The organism is Streptomyces sp. NPDC058401 (assembly GCF_042722885.1).
In the GTDB taxonomy this organism is placed as follows: Bacteria; Actinomycetota; Actinomycetes; order Streptomycetales; family Streptomycetaceae; genus Streptomyces.
Window position 1 is genome coordinate 36,203 of the sequence record NZ_JBHXKA010000058.1, and the last position, 14,731, is coordinate 50,933.

General features: G+C 72.3%; 16 protein-coding genes and 1 tRNA gene. 5 read left to right on the forward strand and 12 right to left on the reverse strand.

All coding sequences use genetic code 11. The annotated features are described in order from the left end of the window. The first annotated feature begins 1 nt into the window (after position 1). The 3 genes from ACFWNV_RS21900 (at position 2) to ACFWNV_RS21910 (ending at position 4,260) form a co-directional block, all read left to right on the forward strand. Positions 2–1,267, forward strand: a complete 1,266-nt coding sequence (locus ACFWNV_RS21900) for a glycosyltransferase (protein WP_383949531.1) — start codon at positions 2–4, stop codon at positions 1,265–1,267. After that, a complete protein-coding gene (locus ACFWNV_RS21905) occupies positions 1,267–3,513 on the forward strand; it encodes an ArnT family glycosyltransferase (protein WP_383949534.1) in 2,247 nt (748 codons plus the stop codon). The genes ACFWNV_RS21900 and ACFWNV_RS21905 overlap by 1 nt, the downstream gene beginning before the upstream one ends. Before the next feature lie 66 nt (positions 3,514–3,579). Continuing rightward, positions 3,580–4,260 (forward strand): TetR/AcrR family transcriptional regulator, encoded by a 681-nt coding sequence (locus ACFWNV_RS21910; protein WP_383949537.1) that lies wholly within the window; start codon positions 3,580–3,582, stop codon positions 4,258–4,260. A 9-nt stretch (positions 4,261–4,269) separates the two neighbouring features. Here the strand turns inward: ACFWNV_RS21910 and ACFWNV_RS21915 are convergent, their stop codons facing one another. Next, positions 4,270–5,880 carry an MDR family MFS transporter gene (locus ACFWNV_RS21915; RefSeq protein ID WP_383949540.1) on the reverse strand — a complete coding sequence of 537 codons (1,611 nt, stop codon included), beginning with the start codon at positions 5,878–5,880 and terminating at the stop codon, positions 4,270–4,272. Positions 5,881–5,894: 14 nt separating this feature from the next. After that, complete coding sequence (locus ACFWNV_RS21920) at positions 5,895–6,371, reverse strand: MarR family winged helix-turn-helix transcriptional regulator (RefSeq protein WP_383949543.1); 477 nt, start codon at positions 6,369–6,371, stop codon at positions 5,895–5,897. Positions 6,372–6,451: 80 nt separating this feature from the next. Here ACFWNV_RS21920 and ACFWNV_RS21925 point away from each other — a divergent pair, with 80 nt between their 5' ends. Continuing rightward, entirely contained in the window at positions 6,452–6,691 is a 240-nt protein-coding gene (locus ACFWNV_RS21925; protein WP_383949546.1) for a hypothetical protein, read from the forward strand. A 66-nt stretch (positions 6,692–6,757) separates the two neighbouring features. On the opposite strand, the gene ACFWNV_RS21930 is transcribed toward ACFWNV_RS21925, so the two are convergent. The 10 genes from ACFWNV_RS21930 to ACFWNV_RS21975 form a co-directional block, all read right to left on the reverse strand. Further along, positions 6,758–7,576 (reverse strand): hypothetical protein, encoded by an 819-nt coding sequence (locus ACFWNV_RS21930; RefSeq protein WP_383949548.1) that lies wholly within the window; start codon positions 7,574–7,576, stop codon positions 6,758–6,760. Positions 7,577–7,683: 107 nt separating this feature from the next. Further along, the gene (locus ACFWNV_RS21935) at positions 7,684–8,538 is read right to left on the reverse strand and encodes an RNA polymerase sigma factor SigF (protein ID WP_243341827.1); all 855 of its coding nucleotides are present in this window, start codon (positions 8,536–8,538) and stop codon (positions 7,684–7,686) included. A 246-nt stretch (positions 8,539–8,784) separates the two neighbouring features. Then, positions 8,785–9,831, reverse strand: coding sequence for a SigB/SigF/SigG family RNA polymerase sigma factor (locus tag ACFWNV_RS21940; RefSeq protein ID WP_383949551.1), 1,047 nt, complete (start codon positions 9,829–9,831; stop codon positions 8,785–8,787). A gap of 217 nt (positions 9,832–10,048) precedes the next feature. Beyond that, positions 10,049–10,210: a hypothetical protein gene (locus ACFWNV_RS21945; protein WP_383949554.1), complete on the reverse strand. Its 162-nt coding sequence runs from the start codon at positions 10,208–10,210 to the stop codon at positions 10,049–10,051. Positions 10,211–10,598: 388 nt separating this feature from the next. Continuing rightward, positions 10,599–10,919, reverse strand: a complete 321-nt coding sequence (locus ACFWNV_RS21950) for a hypothetical protein (protein WP_383949557.1) — start codon at positions 10,917–10,919, stop codon at positions 10,599–10,601. A gap of 125 nt (positions 10,920–11,044) precedes the next feature. Continuing rightward, a tRNA-Ser gene (locus ACFWNV_RS21955) sits at positions 11,045–11,131 on the reverse strand. 56 nt (positions 11,132–11,187) lie between these two features. Continuing rightward, entirely contained in the window at positions 11,188–11,616 is a 429-nt protein-coding gene (tadA, locus tag ACFWNV_RS21960; protein ID WP_383949561.1) for a tRNA adenosine(34) deaminase TadA, read from the reverse strand. A 77-nt stretch (positions 11,617–11,693) separates the two neighbouring features. After that, positions 11,694–12,278, reverse strand: a complete 585-nt coding sequence (locus ACFWNV_RS21965; RefSeq protein ID WP_383949564.1) for a hypothetical protein — start codon at positions 12,276–12,278, stop codon at positions 11,694–11,696. 240 nt (positions 12,279–12,518) lie between these two features. After that, positions 12,519–12,692 carry a hypothetical protein gene (locus tag ACFWNV_RS21970; protein ID WP_254381952.1) on the reverse strand — a complete coding sequence of 58 codons (174 nt, stop codon included), beginning with the start codon at positions 12,690–12,692 and terminating at the stop codon, positions 12,519–12,521. Positions 12,693–12,820: 128 nt separating this feature from the next. After that, positions 12,821–13,819 carry a universal stress protein gene (locus tag ACFWNV_RS21975; RefSeq protein WP_383949559.1) on the reverse strand — a complete coding sequence of 333 codons (999 nt, stop codon included), beginning with the start codon at positions 13,817–13,819 and terminating at the stop codon, positions 12,821–12,823. Between the two features lie 192 nt (positions 13,820–14,011). On the opposite strand from ACFWNV_RS21975, the gene upp reads away from it, so the two are divergent. Continuing rightward, the gene (gene upp / locus ACFWNV_RS21980) at positions 14,012–14,647 is read left to right on the forward strand and encodes a uracil phosphoribosyltransferase (protein ID WP_267758966.1); all 636 of its coding nucleotides are present in this window, start codon (positions 14,012–14,014) and stop codon (positions 14,645–14,647) included. Positions 14,648–14,731 lie beyond the last annotated feature (84 nt).

Below are 14,731 nucleotides of genomic sequence, written 5' to 3' on the forward strand. Positions count from 1 at the left end.
CATGCCTACCGACACCTCTCCCGGAGCGCTCCCGGTACGGGCGCCCCTCGCTCCCGTACCGGGTGAGCCCGTCCTCGACGTGGTGATCCCGGTCTTCAACGAGGAGACGGACCTCGGCCCCTGCGTGCGCAGGCTCCACGAGCACCTCACCCGGACCTTCCCGTACCCCTTCCGCATCACCATCGCCGACAACGCGAGCACCGACCGCACCCCCGAGGTCGCGGCCGCCCTCGCCGCCTCGGTGGCCGGCGTACGCAGCACCCGGCTGGAGCAGAAGGGCCGCGGCCGGGCCCTGCGCACCGTGTGGGGGGAGTCGGACGCGCCCGTCCTGGCATACATGGACGTGGACCTCTCCACCGACCTCAACGCCCTGCTGCCGCTGGTCGCCCCGCTGATCTCCGGCCACTCCGACCTCGCCATCGGCACCCGCCTGGCCCGCTCCTCGCGGGTGGTCAGGGGAGCGAAGCGCGAGTTCATCTCCCGGGCCTACAACCTGCTCCTGCGCTCCTCCCTCTCCGCCCGCTTCAGCGACGCCCAGTGCGGTTTCAAGGCGATCCGCCGCGAGGTCGCGACCCGTCTGCTGCCGCTGGTGGAGGACTCCGGCTGGTTCTTCGACACCGAGCTGCTGGTCCTCGCCGAGCGGGCCGGGCTGCGGATCCACGAGGTCCCGGTGGACTGGGTCGACGACCCCGATTCCACCGTGCACATCGCCCGCACCGCCGCGGAGGACCTCAAGGGAGTCTGGCGGGTGGGCAGGGCTCTGGCCGTGGGCGCGCTCCCGCTGGACCGGCTCGCCCGCCCCTTCGGGGACGACCCGCGCGACCGCACGGCCCTGCCCGGGGTGCCGCGCGGGCTGGCCCGCCAGCTCCTGGGCTTCTGCGCGGTCGGCGCCCTGTCCACCCTGCTCTACCTGCTCCTCTACTCCGCGGCCCGGACCGCCGCGGGCCCGCAGCTCGCCAACGCCGCCGCGCTGCTGCTCTCCGCCGTAGCCAACACCGCCGCCAACCGCCGGCTGACCTTCGGCGTCCGCGGCCGGGCCCGCGCCGTGCGCCACCAGGCCCAGGGGCTCGTGGTGTTCGCCATCGGACTGGCCCTGACCAGCGGATCGCTCGCCGCCCTCGGGGCCGCCAGCGCCACGCCGGGGCACGGCACCGAGCTGGCCGTCCTGGTCACCGCCAACCTCGCCGCCACCGTGCTGCGGTTCCTGCTCTTCCGCGCCTGGGTCTTCCCCGAACGGCGCCCCACTCCCGCGAAGGACCACTCCTGATGACCACGGCAGCGCTCCCGCTCCATCCGCCCTCCCCGGCCGCCCCCTCCCGCGGGGCCGCCCGGGCGCACCTCGCGCGGCCCGGCTGGGAACGCCCCGCGTTCCTCGGGCTGCTGCTGGCCACCGCCGTGCTGCTGCTGTGGGACCTGGGGGCGTCCGGGTACGCGAACTCCTTCTACTCCGCCGCGGTCCAGGCGGGAAGCGAGAGCTGGAAGGCCTTCTTCTTCGGATCCTCCGACGCCGGGAACTCCATCACCGTGGACAAGCCCCCGGCCGCGCTGTGGCCGATGATGCTGTCCGTCCGGCTCTTCGGCCTCGGCGCCTGGCAGATCCTCGTCCCGCAGGCCCTCATGGGCGTCGGCACGACCGCCGTGCTCTACGCGGCCGTGCGCCGCCAGTTCGGTCCGGTGGCGGCCCTGATCAGCGGGGCCGTCTTCGCGCTGACGCCCGTGGCCGCGCTGATGTTCCGCTTCAACAACCCCGACGCGCTGCTGACCCTGCTGATGACCGTCACCGTGTACTGCGTGCTGCGGGCCCTCGACGGGGCGCACACCAAGTGGCTCGTCTGGGCCGGGGTCGCGGTCGGCTTCGCCTTCCTGACCAAGACCCTGCAGGCCTTCGTGATCCTGCCGCCCCTCGCCCTGCTGTACGCGGTCTGCGCGCCGACCGGGCTGCGCAGGCGCCTGGGGCAGCTGCTGCTCTCCACCCTCGCGATGGTGCTGGCCGGCGGCTGGTGGGTGGCGGTCGTCGAACTGTGGCCCGCCTCCTCCCGCCCGTACATCGGGGGCTCGCAGACCAACTCCTTCCTGGAACTGACCCTCGGCTACAACGGCCTCGGCCGGATCAACGGCGAGGAGACCGGCAGCGTCGGCGGCGGAGCCCGCACGGCGGCCGCCGAGGGCATGGCCGGCGGCCCCGGTGGCGGCGGAGGCGGTGGCGGCGGGATGAGCTGGGGGGAGACCGGCATCGACCGGCTGTTCTCCTCCAACATCGGCGGCCAGATCGGCTGGCTGCTGCCGGCGGCGCTGATCCTGCTCGTCGCGGGCCTCGTGGTCACCTGGCGGGCCCGCCGGGCCACCGACTCGCTGGAGGGCATGGCCCGCGCGGCGTTCCTGGCCTGGGGCGGGGCGCTGCTGATCACCGCGGTGGTGTTCAGCTTCATGCAGGGCATCTTCCACGAGTACTACACCGTCGCCCTGGCCCCCTACATCGCCGCCCTGGTCGGCATGGGCATCGCGGTCCTCTGGGAGGAGCGGGGCAGCCGGGCCGCCTCCCTCACGCTCGCGGGGACCCTCGCTCTCACGTCGTACTGGGCCTTCGTGTTGCTCGGTCGCTCCGCGGAGTTCGTGCCGTGGTTGCGCTGGTTGGTCCTCGCTGTCGGACTCGGCACCGCCCTGCTGCTGCCGTTCACCGCGCGGCTGGGCCGCCGCACCGCACTGGGCGTCGCGGCAGTCGGCCTGGGCGTGGCCCTGGCCGGTCCCCTCGCGTACTGCCTGAGCACGGTGACCACCCCGCACGCGGGCTCCATCGTCACGGCGGGCCCCGCGGTCGCGGGTGGCCGGGGCGGCCCGGGCGGCGGGATGCGCGGCTTCGAGATGCCGGGTGGCGGCGGCGGGATGCCCGGCGGCGGAGCCGCCCCGCAGGGCATGCCCCCGGGCGCAACGGCCCAGGGCGGCCAGGCTCCGGGCGGCGGGACCCCCGGCGGCCGGCCCGCGGACGGCGGCCGGAGCACCCGGACCGGCGGCGGCCCCGGCGGAGCCATGGGCGGCGGTCCCGGCGGAGGCGGCATGGGCGGCCTGCTCGGCGGGACGAAGACCAGCGCGGAGGCCACGGCCGCGCTGCGCGCCGACGCGGACCGCTACACCTGGGCGGCGGCCGCCATCGGCTCGCAGAACGCGGCCAGTTACCAGCTGGCTTCGCAGCAGCCGGTGATGGCCATCGGCGGTTTCAACGGCAGCGACCCCTCTCCGACCCTGGAGCAGTTCAAGGCGTACGTCAGCGCCGGGAAGATCCACTACTTCATCGGCCAGAGCGGCACGGAAGCCGACGGCGCAGGAGCCGACGGTGCCACGGCCGACGGTGAGACCGCCGCCGGAGCGGAGACCGGCACCGCGGTCCGCGGCGGAGGAGGCCCCGGCGGCGGCGCGAGCAGTGCCATCGAGACCTGGGTCAAGGCCACCTTCAAGGCCTCCACCATCGGCGGCGCCACCTTCTACGACCTCACGTCGGCCCTGGACACCCCCTAGCATCAAGGGGGCGGACCGGGCATTCCGGGCCGGTCCCGTGCGCGTGCGCGTGAGGAGGATGCCTCCATGGTCACCCCGGCCGATCCCGGCACGGCCCGGACCAGCGTCTGGCTGGCCGTACGGCCGGCCGCACCCGCCCGGCGGCGCAGTGAGGACCCCGCCGGGCTCGACCGGGAGCGGATCACGGCCGCGGCCGTGCGGCTGCTGGACGCCGAGGGGCTGGCCCGGTTCTCCATGAGGCGGCTCGCCGCCGGGCTCGGGGTCACCGCGATGTCCCTGTACTGGTACGTCGACACCAAGCACGATCTGCTCGAACTCGCCCTGGACAGCGCCCTGGGCGAGCTCGGGGAACAGCAGGAGCCGCCCGGGCCGCCCGTGGAGGGCTGGCCCGGCCGGCTCCGTTCGCTGGCCCGGGGCTACCGGAGGCTGCTCGTGGACCACCCGTGGGTGGCGCCGCTCACCGCCGCCTATCCGAACATCGGCCCGCACGCGCGGGCCTTCGACGCCGCCCTGCACCGGCTGCTGGACGCGACGGGCCTGCCGGACGCCACCCGGGCCGGGGCCCGGCTGGCCGTCTCCCAGTTCCTGCACGGCTGCGGGGGCACCGTCCGGCGGCCGCCCGACGGGGAGTTCTGCCTCGCGCTCGACGTCCTGATCGCGGGGATCCAGGCGCACACCGCACCCACCGGGTCCGCACTCACCGGGTCCGCCGCGCCGTCCGGCTCCGCCGCGCCCGCAGCCCCGTAGACCGTCCGGCTACTCCGCCGACGCCGACGCGGCGGCCGGTTCGTGGGCGGCCGGCTTCGAGCGGAGGGCGACCTCCTTGATGAACACCACCAGCACCAGGGCGAGCAGCGCGGTGGGGGCGGCGTAGAGGAAGACGTCGCCGACGCCGTGCCCGTACGCGGACTCGATGACCGTGCGGAAGGGCTCGGGCAGCTTGGCGAGGTCGGGGATCGCGCCCCCGCCGGTTCCGCCGTGGCCCAGGGCCGCGGCCTTGGGGCCGAGGGCGGCGAGGCCGTCCTGGACGTAGTGGGTGACCCGGTTGGCCATGACCGCGCCGAGGGCGGAGACGCCCATCGCGCCGCCGAGCGAGCGGAAGAAGGTGACGACCGAGCTGGCGGCGCCGAGGTCCTCGGGGGCCACCTGGTTCTGGGCGGCGAGGACCAGGTTCTGCATCATCATGCCGAGGCCGAGTCCGGTCAGCGCCATGAAGATCGCGATGTGCCAGTACGGGGTGTCGTACCGCAGGGTGCCCAGCAGGCCGAGTCCGGCCGTCAGGAGCACGCCGCCGGAGACGAGCCAGGCCTTCCACTTGCCGGTCTTGGTGATCACCTGACCGGAAACGGTGGAGGAGACGAAGAGCCCGCCGATCATGGGAATCGTGAGGATTCCGGACATCGTCGGGGTCTCACCGCGGGCCAACTGGAAGTACTGGCTGAAAAAGACCGTGCCCGAGAACATCGCGATGCCCACGAAGAGCGAGGCCGCCGAGGCCAGGCTGATGGTCTTGTTGCGGAAGAGGCGCAGCGGAATGATCGGGTCGCTCGCCCGGGACTCGACCAGGAGGAAGAGCAGGCCGAGGACGAGGGCGCCGCCGGTCATCGCCGCGGTCTGCCAGGACATCCAGTCGTACGAGGTGCCGGCCTGCGTCACCCAGATCAGCAGGGACGAGACGGCGCCGCTGATCAGGAAGGCGCCCAGCCAGTCGACCTTGACCTCGCGCCGCACGACGGGCAGGTGCAGGGTGCGCTGGAGCACGATCAGGGCGATGACGGCGAAGGGGATGCCGACGTAGAAGCACCAGCGCCAGCCGAGCCAGCTGGTGTCGGTGATGACCCCGCCGAGCAGCGGGCCGCCGACGGTGGCGACGGCGAAGACCGCACCGAGGTAGCCGCTGTACCGGCCGCGCTCGCGCGGGGAGATCATCGCGGCCATCACGATCTGGGCGAGGGCGGAGAGCCCGCCGACGCCGATGCCCTGGACCACGCGGCAGGCGATGAGCATGCCGGTGTTCTGGGACATGCCCGCGACCATCGAGCCGAGGACGTAGATCACCAGGGATATCTGGACCAGCAGCTTCTTGCTGAAGAGGTCGGAGAGCTTGCCCCACAGCGGGGTCGTCGCCGTCATCGAGAGCAGGGCGGCGGTGACCACCCAGGTGTAGGAGGACTGGGTGCCGCCGAGGTCACCGATGATCTGGGGCAGGGCGTTGGAGACGATCGTGGAGGACAGGATCGCCACGAACATGCCGAGCATCAGCCCGGAGAGCGCCTTCATGATCTGCGGGTGGGTCATGGGCGCGCTGTCGGAAGCGGTTTCCGGCCGGCCGTCGCCCCGCACACCGGTGGGTGTGGTCGTAGCCATGTGTTTCCTTCGGTCTAGCTGTCTGGAAGCGTGAAGCTCGATCGGAGTCGGGCCAGCAGGATGTTGAGGTGGTCGAGGTCCGCGTCGGACCAGTCGGCCAGGGCCTTCTCCAGCACGGTGGTGTGGCGGGTGCCGAGCTCGGTGAGGAGCGTGCGGCCGGCCGGGGTCAGGCGCAGGATCCGGCAGCGTGCGTCGCCGGGGTCGGTGTCGCGGGTGATCCAGCCGCGGTCGGCGGTGTGCGCGACGTGCCGGCTGGTCACGGAGATGTCGACGGCCAGGAATTCGGACAGGCGCCCGAGCCGCATCTCGCCGTGGCGGTCGAGCACGGTGAGCACGGCCGCCGAGCCGGGCGGACAGTCGGCGGGCAGGAGCCGGGCGAGGTCGCGCTTGACGGCGCCGATGCCGGTGAGCTGGCGGGCCAGTTCGGCGTAGCGCGTGGCAGGTGCGGTCACCGGGGCCCCTCTCCGAATGTCGTTGCTTCGGGCAACCATAGAAGCAGATGGTTGTTACAGGCAAATGAATCGGAGGGCTGGGCGGTAAAGGAATCGGAAAACCGGCTAGGGTCCTGCGCATGGCTGCGAATCACGACTCGAACCACAACTCACCGGCTCCCGAGGGTGACTACGACCCCGCGGGCAGCACCCAGATGTTCCGGGCCTTCGTCGAGGAGCCGGTACCGGCCCCCTCCGTCCCGGGTTCGCGCATGCAGAACCGTGCCGCGCGCAAGTCGGGACCGGGCGCGGGCCTCTGGATCGGGGTCGGCCTCGCCGCCGTGGTCCTGATCGCCGTGGTGGCCTGGCTGGCGCTCTGACGGCCGTCGGCCCCGGCCCGGGCCGGGGCTCCGGCCCCGGTCTTTGGCTCCGAGGAGCCGCGACCCTCAGTTCCAGGCGGCCGTGACCTTCTGGGTCTCCACGCGCATGCCCAGGGGAACGCGCCAGGATTCGACGCAGATCCGGTAGGTCTGCGTCCTCGTCGTGCCGCCCGCGATCGGCGCGGGCAGCGGCTGGGTCGAGTTGATGGTGGCCCAGTCGACGCCCAGGGCGCCGATGATGTGCGTCGCGAAGCTCACCGTGCCCGAACGCGCCGCCGTGCCGCCGGTGTTGGTGAACGCCACCGTGACCTGCTCGCACCAGCGCTCCGCCGCCGCGGTACGGGTGGGCGCGCCGATGCTCAGCTTCGCCGGCGCGGCCGGTGGCGGCGCGGGTGTGGACGGCCCCGGCTTCGGGGGCGGGCTGGACGGGGTCCCGGGCTTGCCGCCCGGGGTGGTGGGCGGCGTCGTGCCGGGTCCGGCGCCGGGCGGGTTCCCGGAGCCGCCGGGGGCGGTGGGCGCGCCTCCGCCCGGAGCGGAGCCGCCGGGCGGCTGGGAACCCGGAGTGCCGGGCGGCGTACCGCCGGGGGCGCCGCCGGCAGTACCGCCCGGAGTGCTGCCCGCGCCCTCGGCCGGGATGTCCGCCGAGGTGCTGCCCGACGTGCCGCCGGAGGCCGCGGGGGACCCGGGCGAAGCCTGCGGGAGCGACTGGAACTCGACCCCGGCCCCGGGTGCGACGTTCTCCCCGGCGCCCCGCTCCGGGCCGGGAGCGGCCGCGCCCACGGCCACGTAGCCCTCGCGCGCCGGACCGCCGCAGCCGGTCAGGGCGGCGGTGGCGGCCGTGGCGCTCAGGACGAGGACGACGGCCTGCCGGGATACCTTTCGCATCCCGGCAGTTTTGCTGACGTGTCGTCAATTGGGAAGCGGGCGCGGTGGATTGCCCGAGGGCACCCGTGTACCCGGGCACCCGCGCCCCGATGACGCGCGGGGCGGGGCTACTCGCCGATCAGGCCGACGCGGAGCTGCGCGAGCGTGCGCGTGAGCAGCCGGGAGACGTGCATCTGGGAGATGCCGACCTCCTCGCCGATCTGCGACTGGGTCATGTTCGCGAAGAACCGCAGCATGATGATCTGCCGTTCCCGGGGCGGGAGCTTGGCCAGCAGGGGCTTGAGCGACTCGCGGTACTCGACGCCCTCCAGCGCGGTGTCCTCGTACCCGAGCCGGTCCGCGAGCGAGCCCTCGCCGCCCTCGTCCTCGGGGGAGGGCGAGTCGAGCGAGGAGGCGGTGTACGCGTTGCCCACGGCGAGGCCGTCGACGACGTCCTCCTCCGAGACCCCGAGCACGGCCGCGAGCTCCGGCACGGTCGGCGAGCGGTCGAGCTTCTGGGCGAGCTCGTCACTGGCCTTGGTGAGGGCGAGGCGCAGCTCCTGGAGCCGGCGCGGGACGCGCACGGACCATGAGGTGTCCCGGAAGAACCGTTTGATCTCACCGACGACCGTCGGCATGGCGAAGGTCGGGAACTCCACGCCGCGTTCGCAGTCGAACCGGTCGATGGCCTTGATCAGCCCGATCGTGCCGACCTGGACGATGTCCTCCATGGGCTCGTTGCGGCTCCGGAAGCGGGCCGCGGCGTAGCGCACGAGGGGCAGGTTCAGCTCGATCAGGGTGTCCCGCACGTAGGTCCGCTCGGGACTGTCCGCGTCGAGGCCGGCGAGCCTCTTGAAGAGGGAGCGGGAGAGGGTGCGGGTGTCGATCCGGGTGTCGATGGCTTCCGAGCGGTGGGACACTGCCGGCACTTCACGCTGCTTGACGAGCGTGAGCACCTGTGAGCTGCCCTGGTCTACGGACATGCCACCCCCTTGAGGTCGCGGACGGTCGCGCTTCATCTGCGCGCCCGTCGGAGGAACGCAGCCTCCACCTGAATACCGGAGGCGGGGCTGCGGCAAACGCGGTTCCAGCAGAATGTCACATGTCGGCAACACGCTGTAGCGCCATGTCGACAAGTATCTCCAGCGACAGAACACGATAGGCCTGCTCTAGGGCGGGAATCTGCCGGTCTGTCAGGAAACGCGGAGAATGACCTCCACTCGATCCGGTTAGGCATCGATCCTGTTTGCGGATCTCAGCCGGGCGAAGCTCCGGGCGAGGAGTCGGGAGACGTGCATCTGGGAGACGCCGAGCTCTGCGCTGATCTGCGATTGGGTCAGATTGTTGTAGTACCGCAGGAGGAGGATCCGCTGCTCGCGCTCGGGCAGCTGGACGAGGAGGTGGCGGACCAGGTCGCGGTGTTCCACGCCGGCCAGCTCGGGGTCCTCGTAGCCGAGACGGTCGAGCAGGCCGGGGAGCCCGTCGCCCTCCTGGGCGGCCTCCAGGGAGGTCGCGTGGTAGCTGCGGCCGGCCTCGATGCAGGAGAGCACCTCGTCCTCGCTGATGCGCAGCCGCTCGGCGATCTCGGGGGTGGTCGGGGTGCGGCCGTGCAGGGTGGTGAGGTCCTCCGTGGCGGCGTTGACCTGGACCCACAGCTCGTGGAGGCGGCGCGGGACGTGGACGGTGCGGACGTTGTCGCGGAAGTACCGCTTGATCTCGCCGACGACGGTCGGCATCGCGAAGGTCGGGAACTGCACCCCGCGCTCGGGGTCGAACCGGTCGATCGCGTTGATCAGCCCGATCGTGCCGACCTGGATCACGTCCTCCATCGGCTCGTTGCGGCTGCGGAAGCGGGCGGCCGCGTACCGCACGAGCGGGATGTTGGCCTCGATGAGGGCCCCGCGGACCCGGGAGTGCTCGCTGGTGCCCGGCTGCAGGTCCTTCAGCTGCCCGAACAGCACCTGGGTGAGGGCCCGGGTGTCGGCGCCCCGGCTCTGCGGCCTGGGTGCGACCGGAGGCTCCTCGGGAGCCTCCTGCTGGGGCGGTACGTGGGACTCCGCCTGCGGGGCCTGCGGCTGGGACTCCGGGGAGTCCCAGTGCGGGGCCTGGTGCGGAGCCTGGGGCTGGACTTGCTGGGAGGCCTGTGGCGGCGCCTCCGGGGAATCCCGGTGCGGGCCCTGGTGCGGGGCCTGCGGGGAGTCCCGGTGCGGGTCCCGCGGGTGCTCCTGCTGCGGGTCCTGCTGGGGCGGCACCTCGGGCGCAGTACTGGCCGGCACGGTCACGCCACCCCTTCACGTCACGTCATCAACTCATCCGTCAAAAGCGGTCATAGCATCACAAGACATGTGCACTGTGTGCAAGCACCGTATATCGCCGTGTTGAGGGCAAGTTGGGCATAACAGGGCATCTTGCCCCGTGTGCGGGAACGCAAAAAGCCCCCCACCCGTCGGAGTGGGGGGCCGGGAAGTCCGGAAACCGCTTCAGCGTACGGGTTCAGCGCACCAGTTCGGTCATGAACTCGCCGATCGCCGTTGCGGCATCCGAGATTCCTTGGAAGCCTATTTGCACCATATCGGCGGCTTTTACGGGCTGAGTGATGATGACGAAGAGGACGAAGACGGCCAGGGCGCCCGAGATCAGCTTCTTGGTTTCCACGTGCGCTGTCGGCCTCCCCAACCGGTCCTGCAAGGTCGGGAGAGTCTAGCCCGTCGTGTTCGAACACTCACCTGACCTTTAAGGACCAATGACCTGGCGGCACAGGCCCTTTGCCGGTGGGCCGGCGGCCCCGGAAGGCGCAGTATTGAACACGAGCCCACCGGTTCTGGCAGGAAATCGGTGAGCGAGGGACAGGACCTCACTGCGGGGTCCGAGCCGCAAGCTTCCCCCCTGACTGCGGCTTGGACTGGCAGGTTCCGTCCTCATCGGGGGAAGTGGCTTGTCCCCCCGATGCCACTTCCCCCGTCCCAACCGTTGAAGGTCCCGACTCAGGTCGGGGCCTTCTTCGCGTTGTCCGCCGAACGGTGTCCGCCGAACGGTGTAGCGCTTACTCCAGCCCGCCGGCCAGGTCGGTGATCGGCTGGACCGGGGCGATCACGGGCGCGAGCTGGTTCGGCAGCTCCATCAGCTGGTTGAGCTGGTTCAGGCCGCCGCTGACCTGACCGCCGATCTCCTGCACCGAGCCCGGGCTCGCCCCCTCCGGCATGCCCTGCGGCGCCGGGAGGTCCGGGAGGGTGAGCGGGGCGATCGGGGCGGCGGAGGCGGCGGGCGCGGCGAGGCCCGCGGCGGCCCCCGCGAGGGCGAAGGCGGCGAGGATGCGCTGGGTCTTGGTCATGCCGTGACAACGGCCGAGGGCGCGGGCGGTCACGCGGATGTCCCTCGGACGCCGGAAACTCCGGGAACGACCGGGGAATGGTCCGATGCATCCGAACGGCCCGAACTCCGGAAACGCCGAGAGCCCCGACCCTTGCGGGGCGGGGCTCTCGATCAGAGCGGTAGCGGTGGGATTTGAACCCACGGATAGCTTGCACCATCACACGCTTTCGAGGCGTGCTCCTTCGGCCGCTCGGACACGCTACCGAGAGAGAGCTTAGCCCAAGGAGACCCGTGCTCTGAAATCCATACCCCCGGAACCTTCAGAGGTCGCGGAAGAAGTCGGTGAGCTGCCGCGCGCACTCCCCCGCGAGCACGCCCGCGATCACCTCGGGCCGGTGGTTGAGCCGGCGGTCCCGTACGAGGTCCCACAGGGACCCGGCGGCGCCCGCCTTCTCGTCGGACGCCCCGTAGACCACCCGGGCCACCCGTGACTGGACGAGGGCGCCCGCGCACATCACGCACGGCTCCAGGGTCACCACGAGGGTGCACCCCGGGAGCCGCCATTCCCCGAGGGCGGCGGCCGCCCGGCGCAGCGCCAGTACCTCGGCGTGTGCCGTCGGGTCTCCGGTCGCCTCCCGCTCGTTGTGCCCGGTGGCCAGGAGCGTGCCGTCCGGGCCGAGCACCACGGCGCCGACCGGCACGTCGCCGGCCGGCACCGCCCGGGCGGCCTCCCGGAGCGCCAGGCGCATGGAGTCCTGCCACGGGTCCCGTACGGGGTCGGGCGTGTACGGGGTGGTGTGCGGGGTGTGGTGGTGCGCGGGGATCACTAGCGGACGGCCTCCAGGACCTCGGTGGCACCGAGCGAATCGGCGATCTCCGAGAGTGCGTCCCCGTCCAGGGTCATCAGTTGTTTGTTGCTCACCCCGAGGTCGTCGAGCAGCCTGGGGTCGCCGAGCGGGCCGGCGGGCGCCGGTTCGGCGCCGGCCCGTACGTCGTGGCCGTCGTCCGCTTCCTCGTCTTCGTCCTCCTGGTCTCGGTCGGCGGGTGCGCCGTCCGGGTAAGAGGCGATGACCTCGTCCTCGCCGTCCTCGGTGCCGTCGAGGTCCAGCTCGTCGAGTTCGTCGTCCTCGTCGTCCTTTCCGAGCAGCTCGTCGGTCAGCATCGAGCCGTAGGAGCTGCGGGAGGCGGCGGAGGCGTTGGACACGTAGTAGCGCGGGTCCTCCTCGCCGTCCACCCGGACGACCCCGAACCAGGCGTCCTCCTGTTCGATGAGGGCTACCACCGTGTCGTCGTCGACAGAGGCGGAGCGGGCGAGATCGATCAGATCACTCAGAGACTCGACATCGTCGAGTTCCATGTCGCTCGCTTCCCACCCGTCTTCGGTGCGCGCGAGCAGTGCGGCGAAATACACCGTGACTCTCCCACTGGTCATAGGCGTGCCGGTTGGAGTTCCCCCCGGCCGGAGGTGGGTGGGGGTGGAACGGCCGCAGTGCTCACCGTTTCGTACCCCGCCCAGTCGGCATCGTGGCAGAAACGGAGCCGATGCGAGAGGTCTTCCGCGCCGTGGCGCTGGCCGCGCGTGTTGTACGGGGCCTCGCGCCGGGGCCGCGGCGGCTGCCGGGCGGCACCCTGCCGGGGCCCTCGGCGGGGCTCACCAGCGGAAGGTGCGCATGCGCATCTGCTGGCGCATGCGGGCGGCACGGGCACGTCGGGGCTGCACCCGGTCGCGCAGTTCCCGGGCCTCGTGCAGGTCACGGAGGAACTGCGCGCGCCGTGCTCTGCGCTGCGCCGTCGTCTCCAGTGGCTCGTGATCGTCTTCGGGCATGGGTCACCGCCCCTGGCTGGTCCGGTCCGGTCCGTCCCCCCGAACCCCCACCTTCCCTCGGACCAGCCGTTTGATGCCACCTTCTGCCACGACTCGGAAGGAATTCAGTCGGATTCCGACAATCCCGGCTACCCGGACTCCCCCGCCGAGTCCGCCGGGCGTGCCTGCTCCGCCGAGTCCGCGGCGTCCGCCGGCTCCAGCAGGGTCGGGACGATCGCCACCGGCCCGTGCGCGTGCTGCAGCACGGCGTTCGCGACGGAGCCGATCATCAGGGACCGGATGTGCCGCCGCGGGTGGTGGCGGCCCACGACGACCAGCGCCGCCGACTTCGAGGTGTCGACCAGGCGCCCGGCCGCGTCCCCGGGAACCGCGGCCTGTTCGACGGGCACGGCCGGGTACCTCGCCCGGAACGGCGCGAGCCGCTCCGTCTGGGAGCGGAGCATCTCCCGCTCGGCCGGCACCGCGTTCTCGTCCTCCCCCACCAGCGCCTCCGGCGGGATCACCGCGAACGGGCTGTCGATCACCAGCGTCGGCGACGGCGGGATGCTGTACGCCGAGACCACCTGGAGGGTGGTGGCCCGCGCGGCGGCCTCCGCGAACGCGAAGTCCAGTACGTTGTCGGGCGTCTCCGCGGCGTGCAGTCCCACCACCACGCGCCCGGCCGAGGCCTGGTCGGCCGCGTCCGCCCCGCGCGCCTCGTGCGCGACCACGACCACCGGGCAGCCGGCGCTGGTGGCCACGGCGCGGCTGTTCGAGCCGAGCAGCAGCGCGGCGAAGCCGCCGCGGCCCCGGGAGCCCATCACCAGCATCCGGGCGCCCTCCCCGATGTCCCGCAGGGCCTCCGGGACGGAGCCCTCCAGGGACTCGTAGCGGACTTCGGAGGGGAGCGGGCCCCCTTCGGCCAGATGGGCCCGTATCCGCACGCTGACGGGGTCCTCGGTCTCCTCGGGCTCGCCGCGGTCGTGGAGGGAGGAGCGGCGTGCCGCGTACAGCTGGACGCTGTCGGACAGCACGTGGGCGACGAGGAGCCCGGTGCCGTGGCGCACTGCCGCAGCCCTTGCCCACTCCAGGGCCTTGAGGCTGTGTTCGGATCCGTCTACGGCAGCGATCACCATTGCGTTGGTCATCAGTCCAGCGTGCTGGGGGTCCGGGCGGGTCGCATCTCCAGGGGTTTCCGGGCGTGGCCGCCGCTTCGGGCGCGAAGCGGTGGGCGCAGCGCGTAGCCTTTTGGTGTGGGTCGCGGGTTTGCGGCCGTTTTCGCAGGTAGCGGCGTCGCAGGTCGCAGCTTTCGCTGCGGCAGCCGAGTCTTGGAGGATGTTGTGCGTTTGCAGGTCGTGGATCACCCGTTGGTGGCGCACAAACTCACCACTCTGCGCGACAAGCGCACCGACTCCGCCACCTTCCGGCGCCTCGCCGACGAGCTGGTGACCCTGCTCGCGTACGAGGCCACCCGGGACGTGCGCACCGAGCAGGCCGACATCGTCACCCCGGTCGGCCCGACCACCGGCGTGAAGCTCTCCTACCCGCGGCCGCTGGTCGTACCGATCCTGCGCGCCGGTCTCGGCATGCTCGACGGCATGGTGCGGCTGCTTCCGACCGCCGAGGTCGGCTTCCTCGGCATGGTCCGCAACGAGGAGACCCTGGAGGCCTCCACGTACGCGACGCGCATGCCGGAGGACCTCTCGGGCCGCCAGGTCTACGTGGTGGACCCGATGCTCGCCACCGGCGGCACGCTCGTCGCGGCGATCAAGGAACTCATCAAGCGCGGTGCGGACGACGTGACCGCGGTGGTGCTGCTGGCCGCGCCCGAGGGCGTCGAGATCATGGAGCGCGAGCTGGCGGGCACCCCGGTGACGGTGGTGACGGCCGCGGTGGACGAGCGGCTCAACGAGCACGGCTACATCGTGCCGGGCCTGGGCGACGCGGGCGACCGCATGTACGGCTCGGCGGAGTAGCACGCACGGAGCAGGGCGGCGTAGCGCGGCGCAGAGCACGCAGAGCGGCGCAGGCATCCGGAAAGGCCCGGCCCCCTTCGGGAG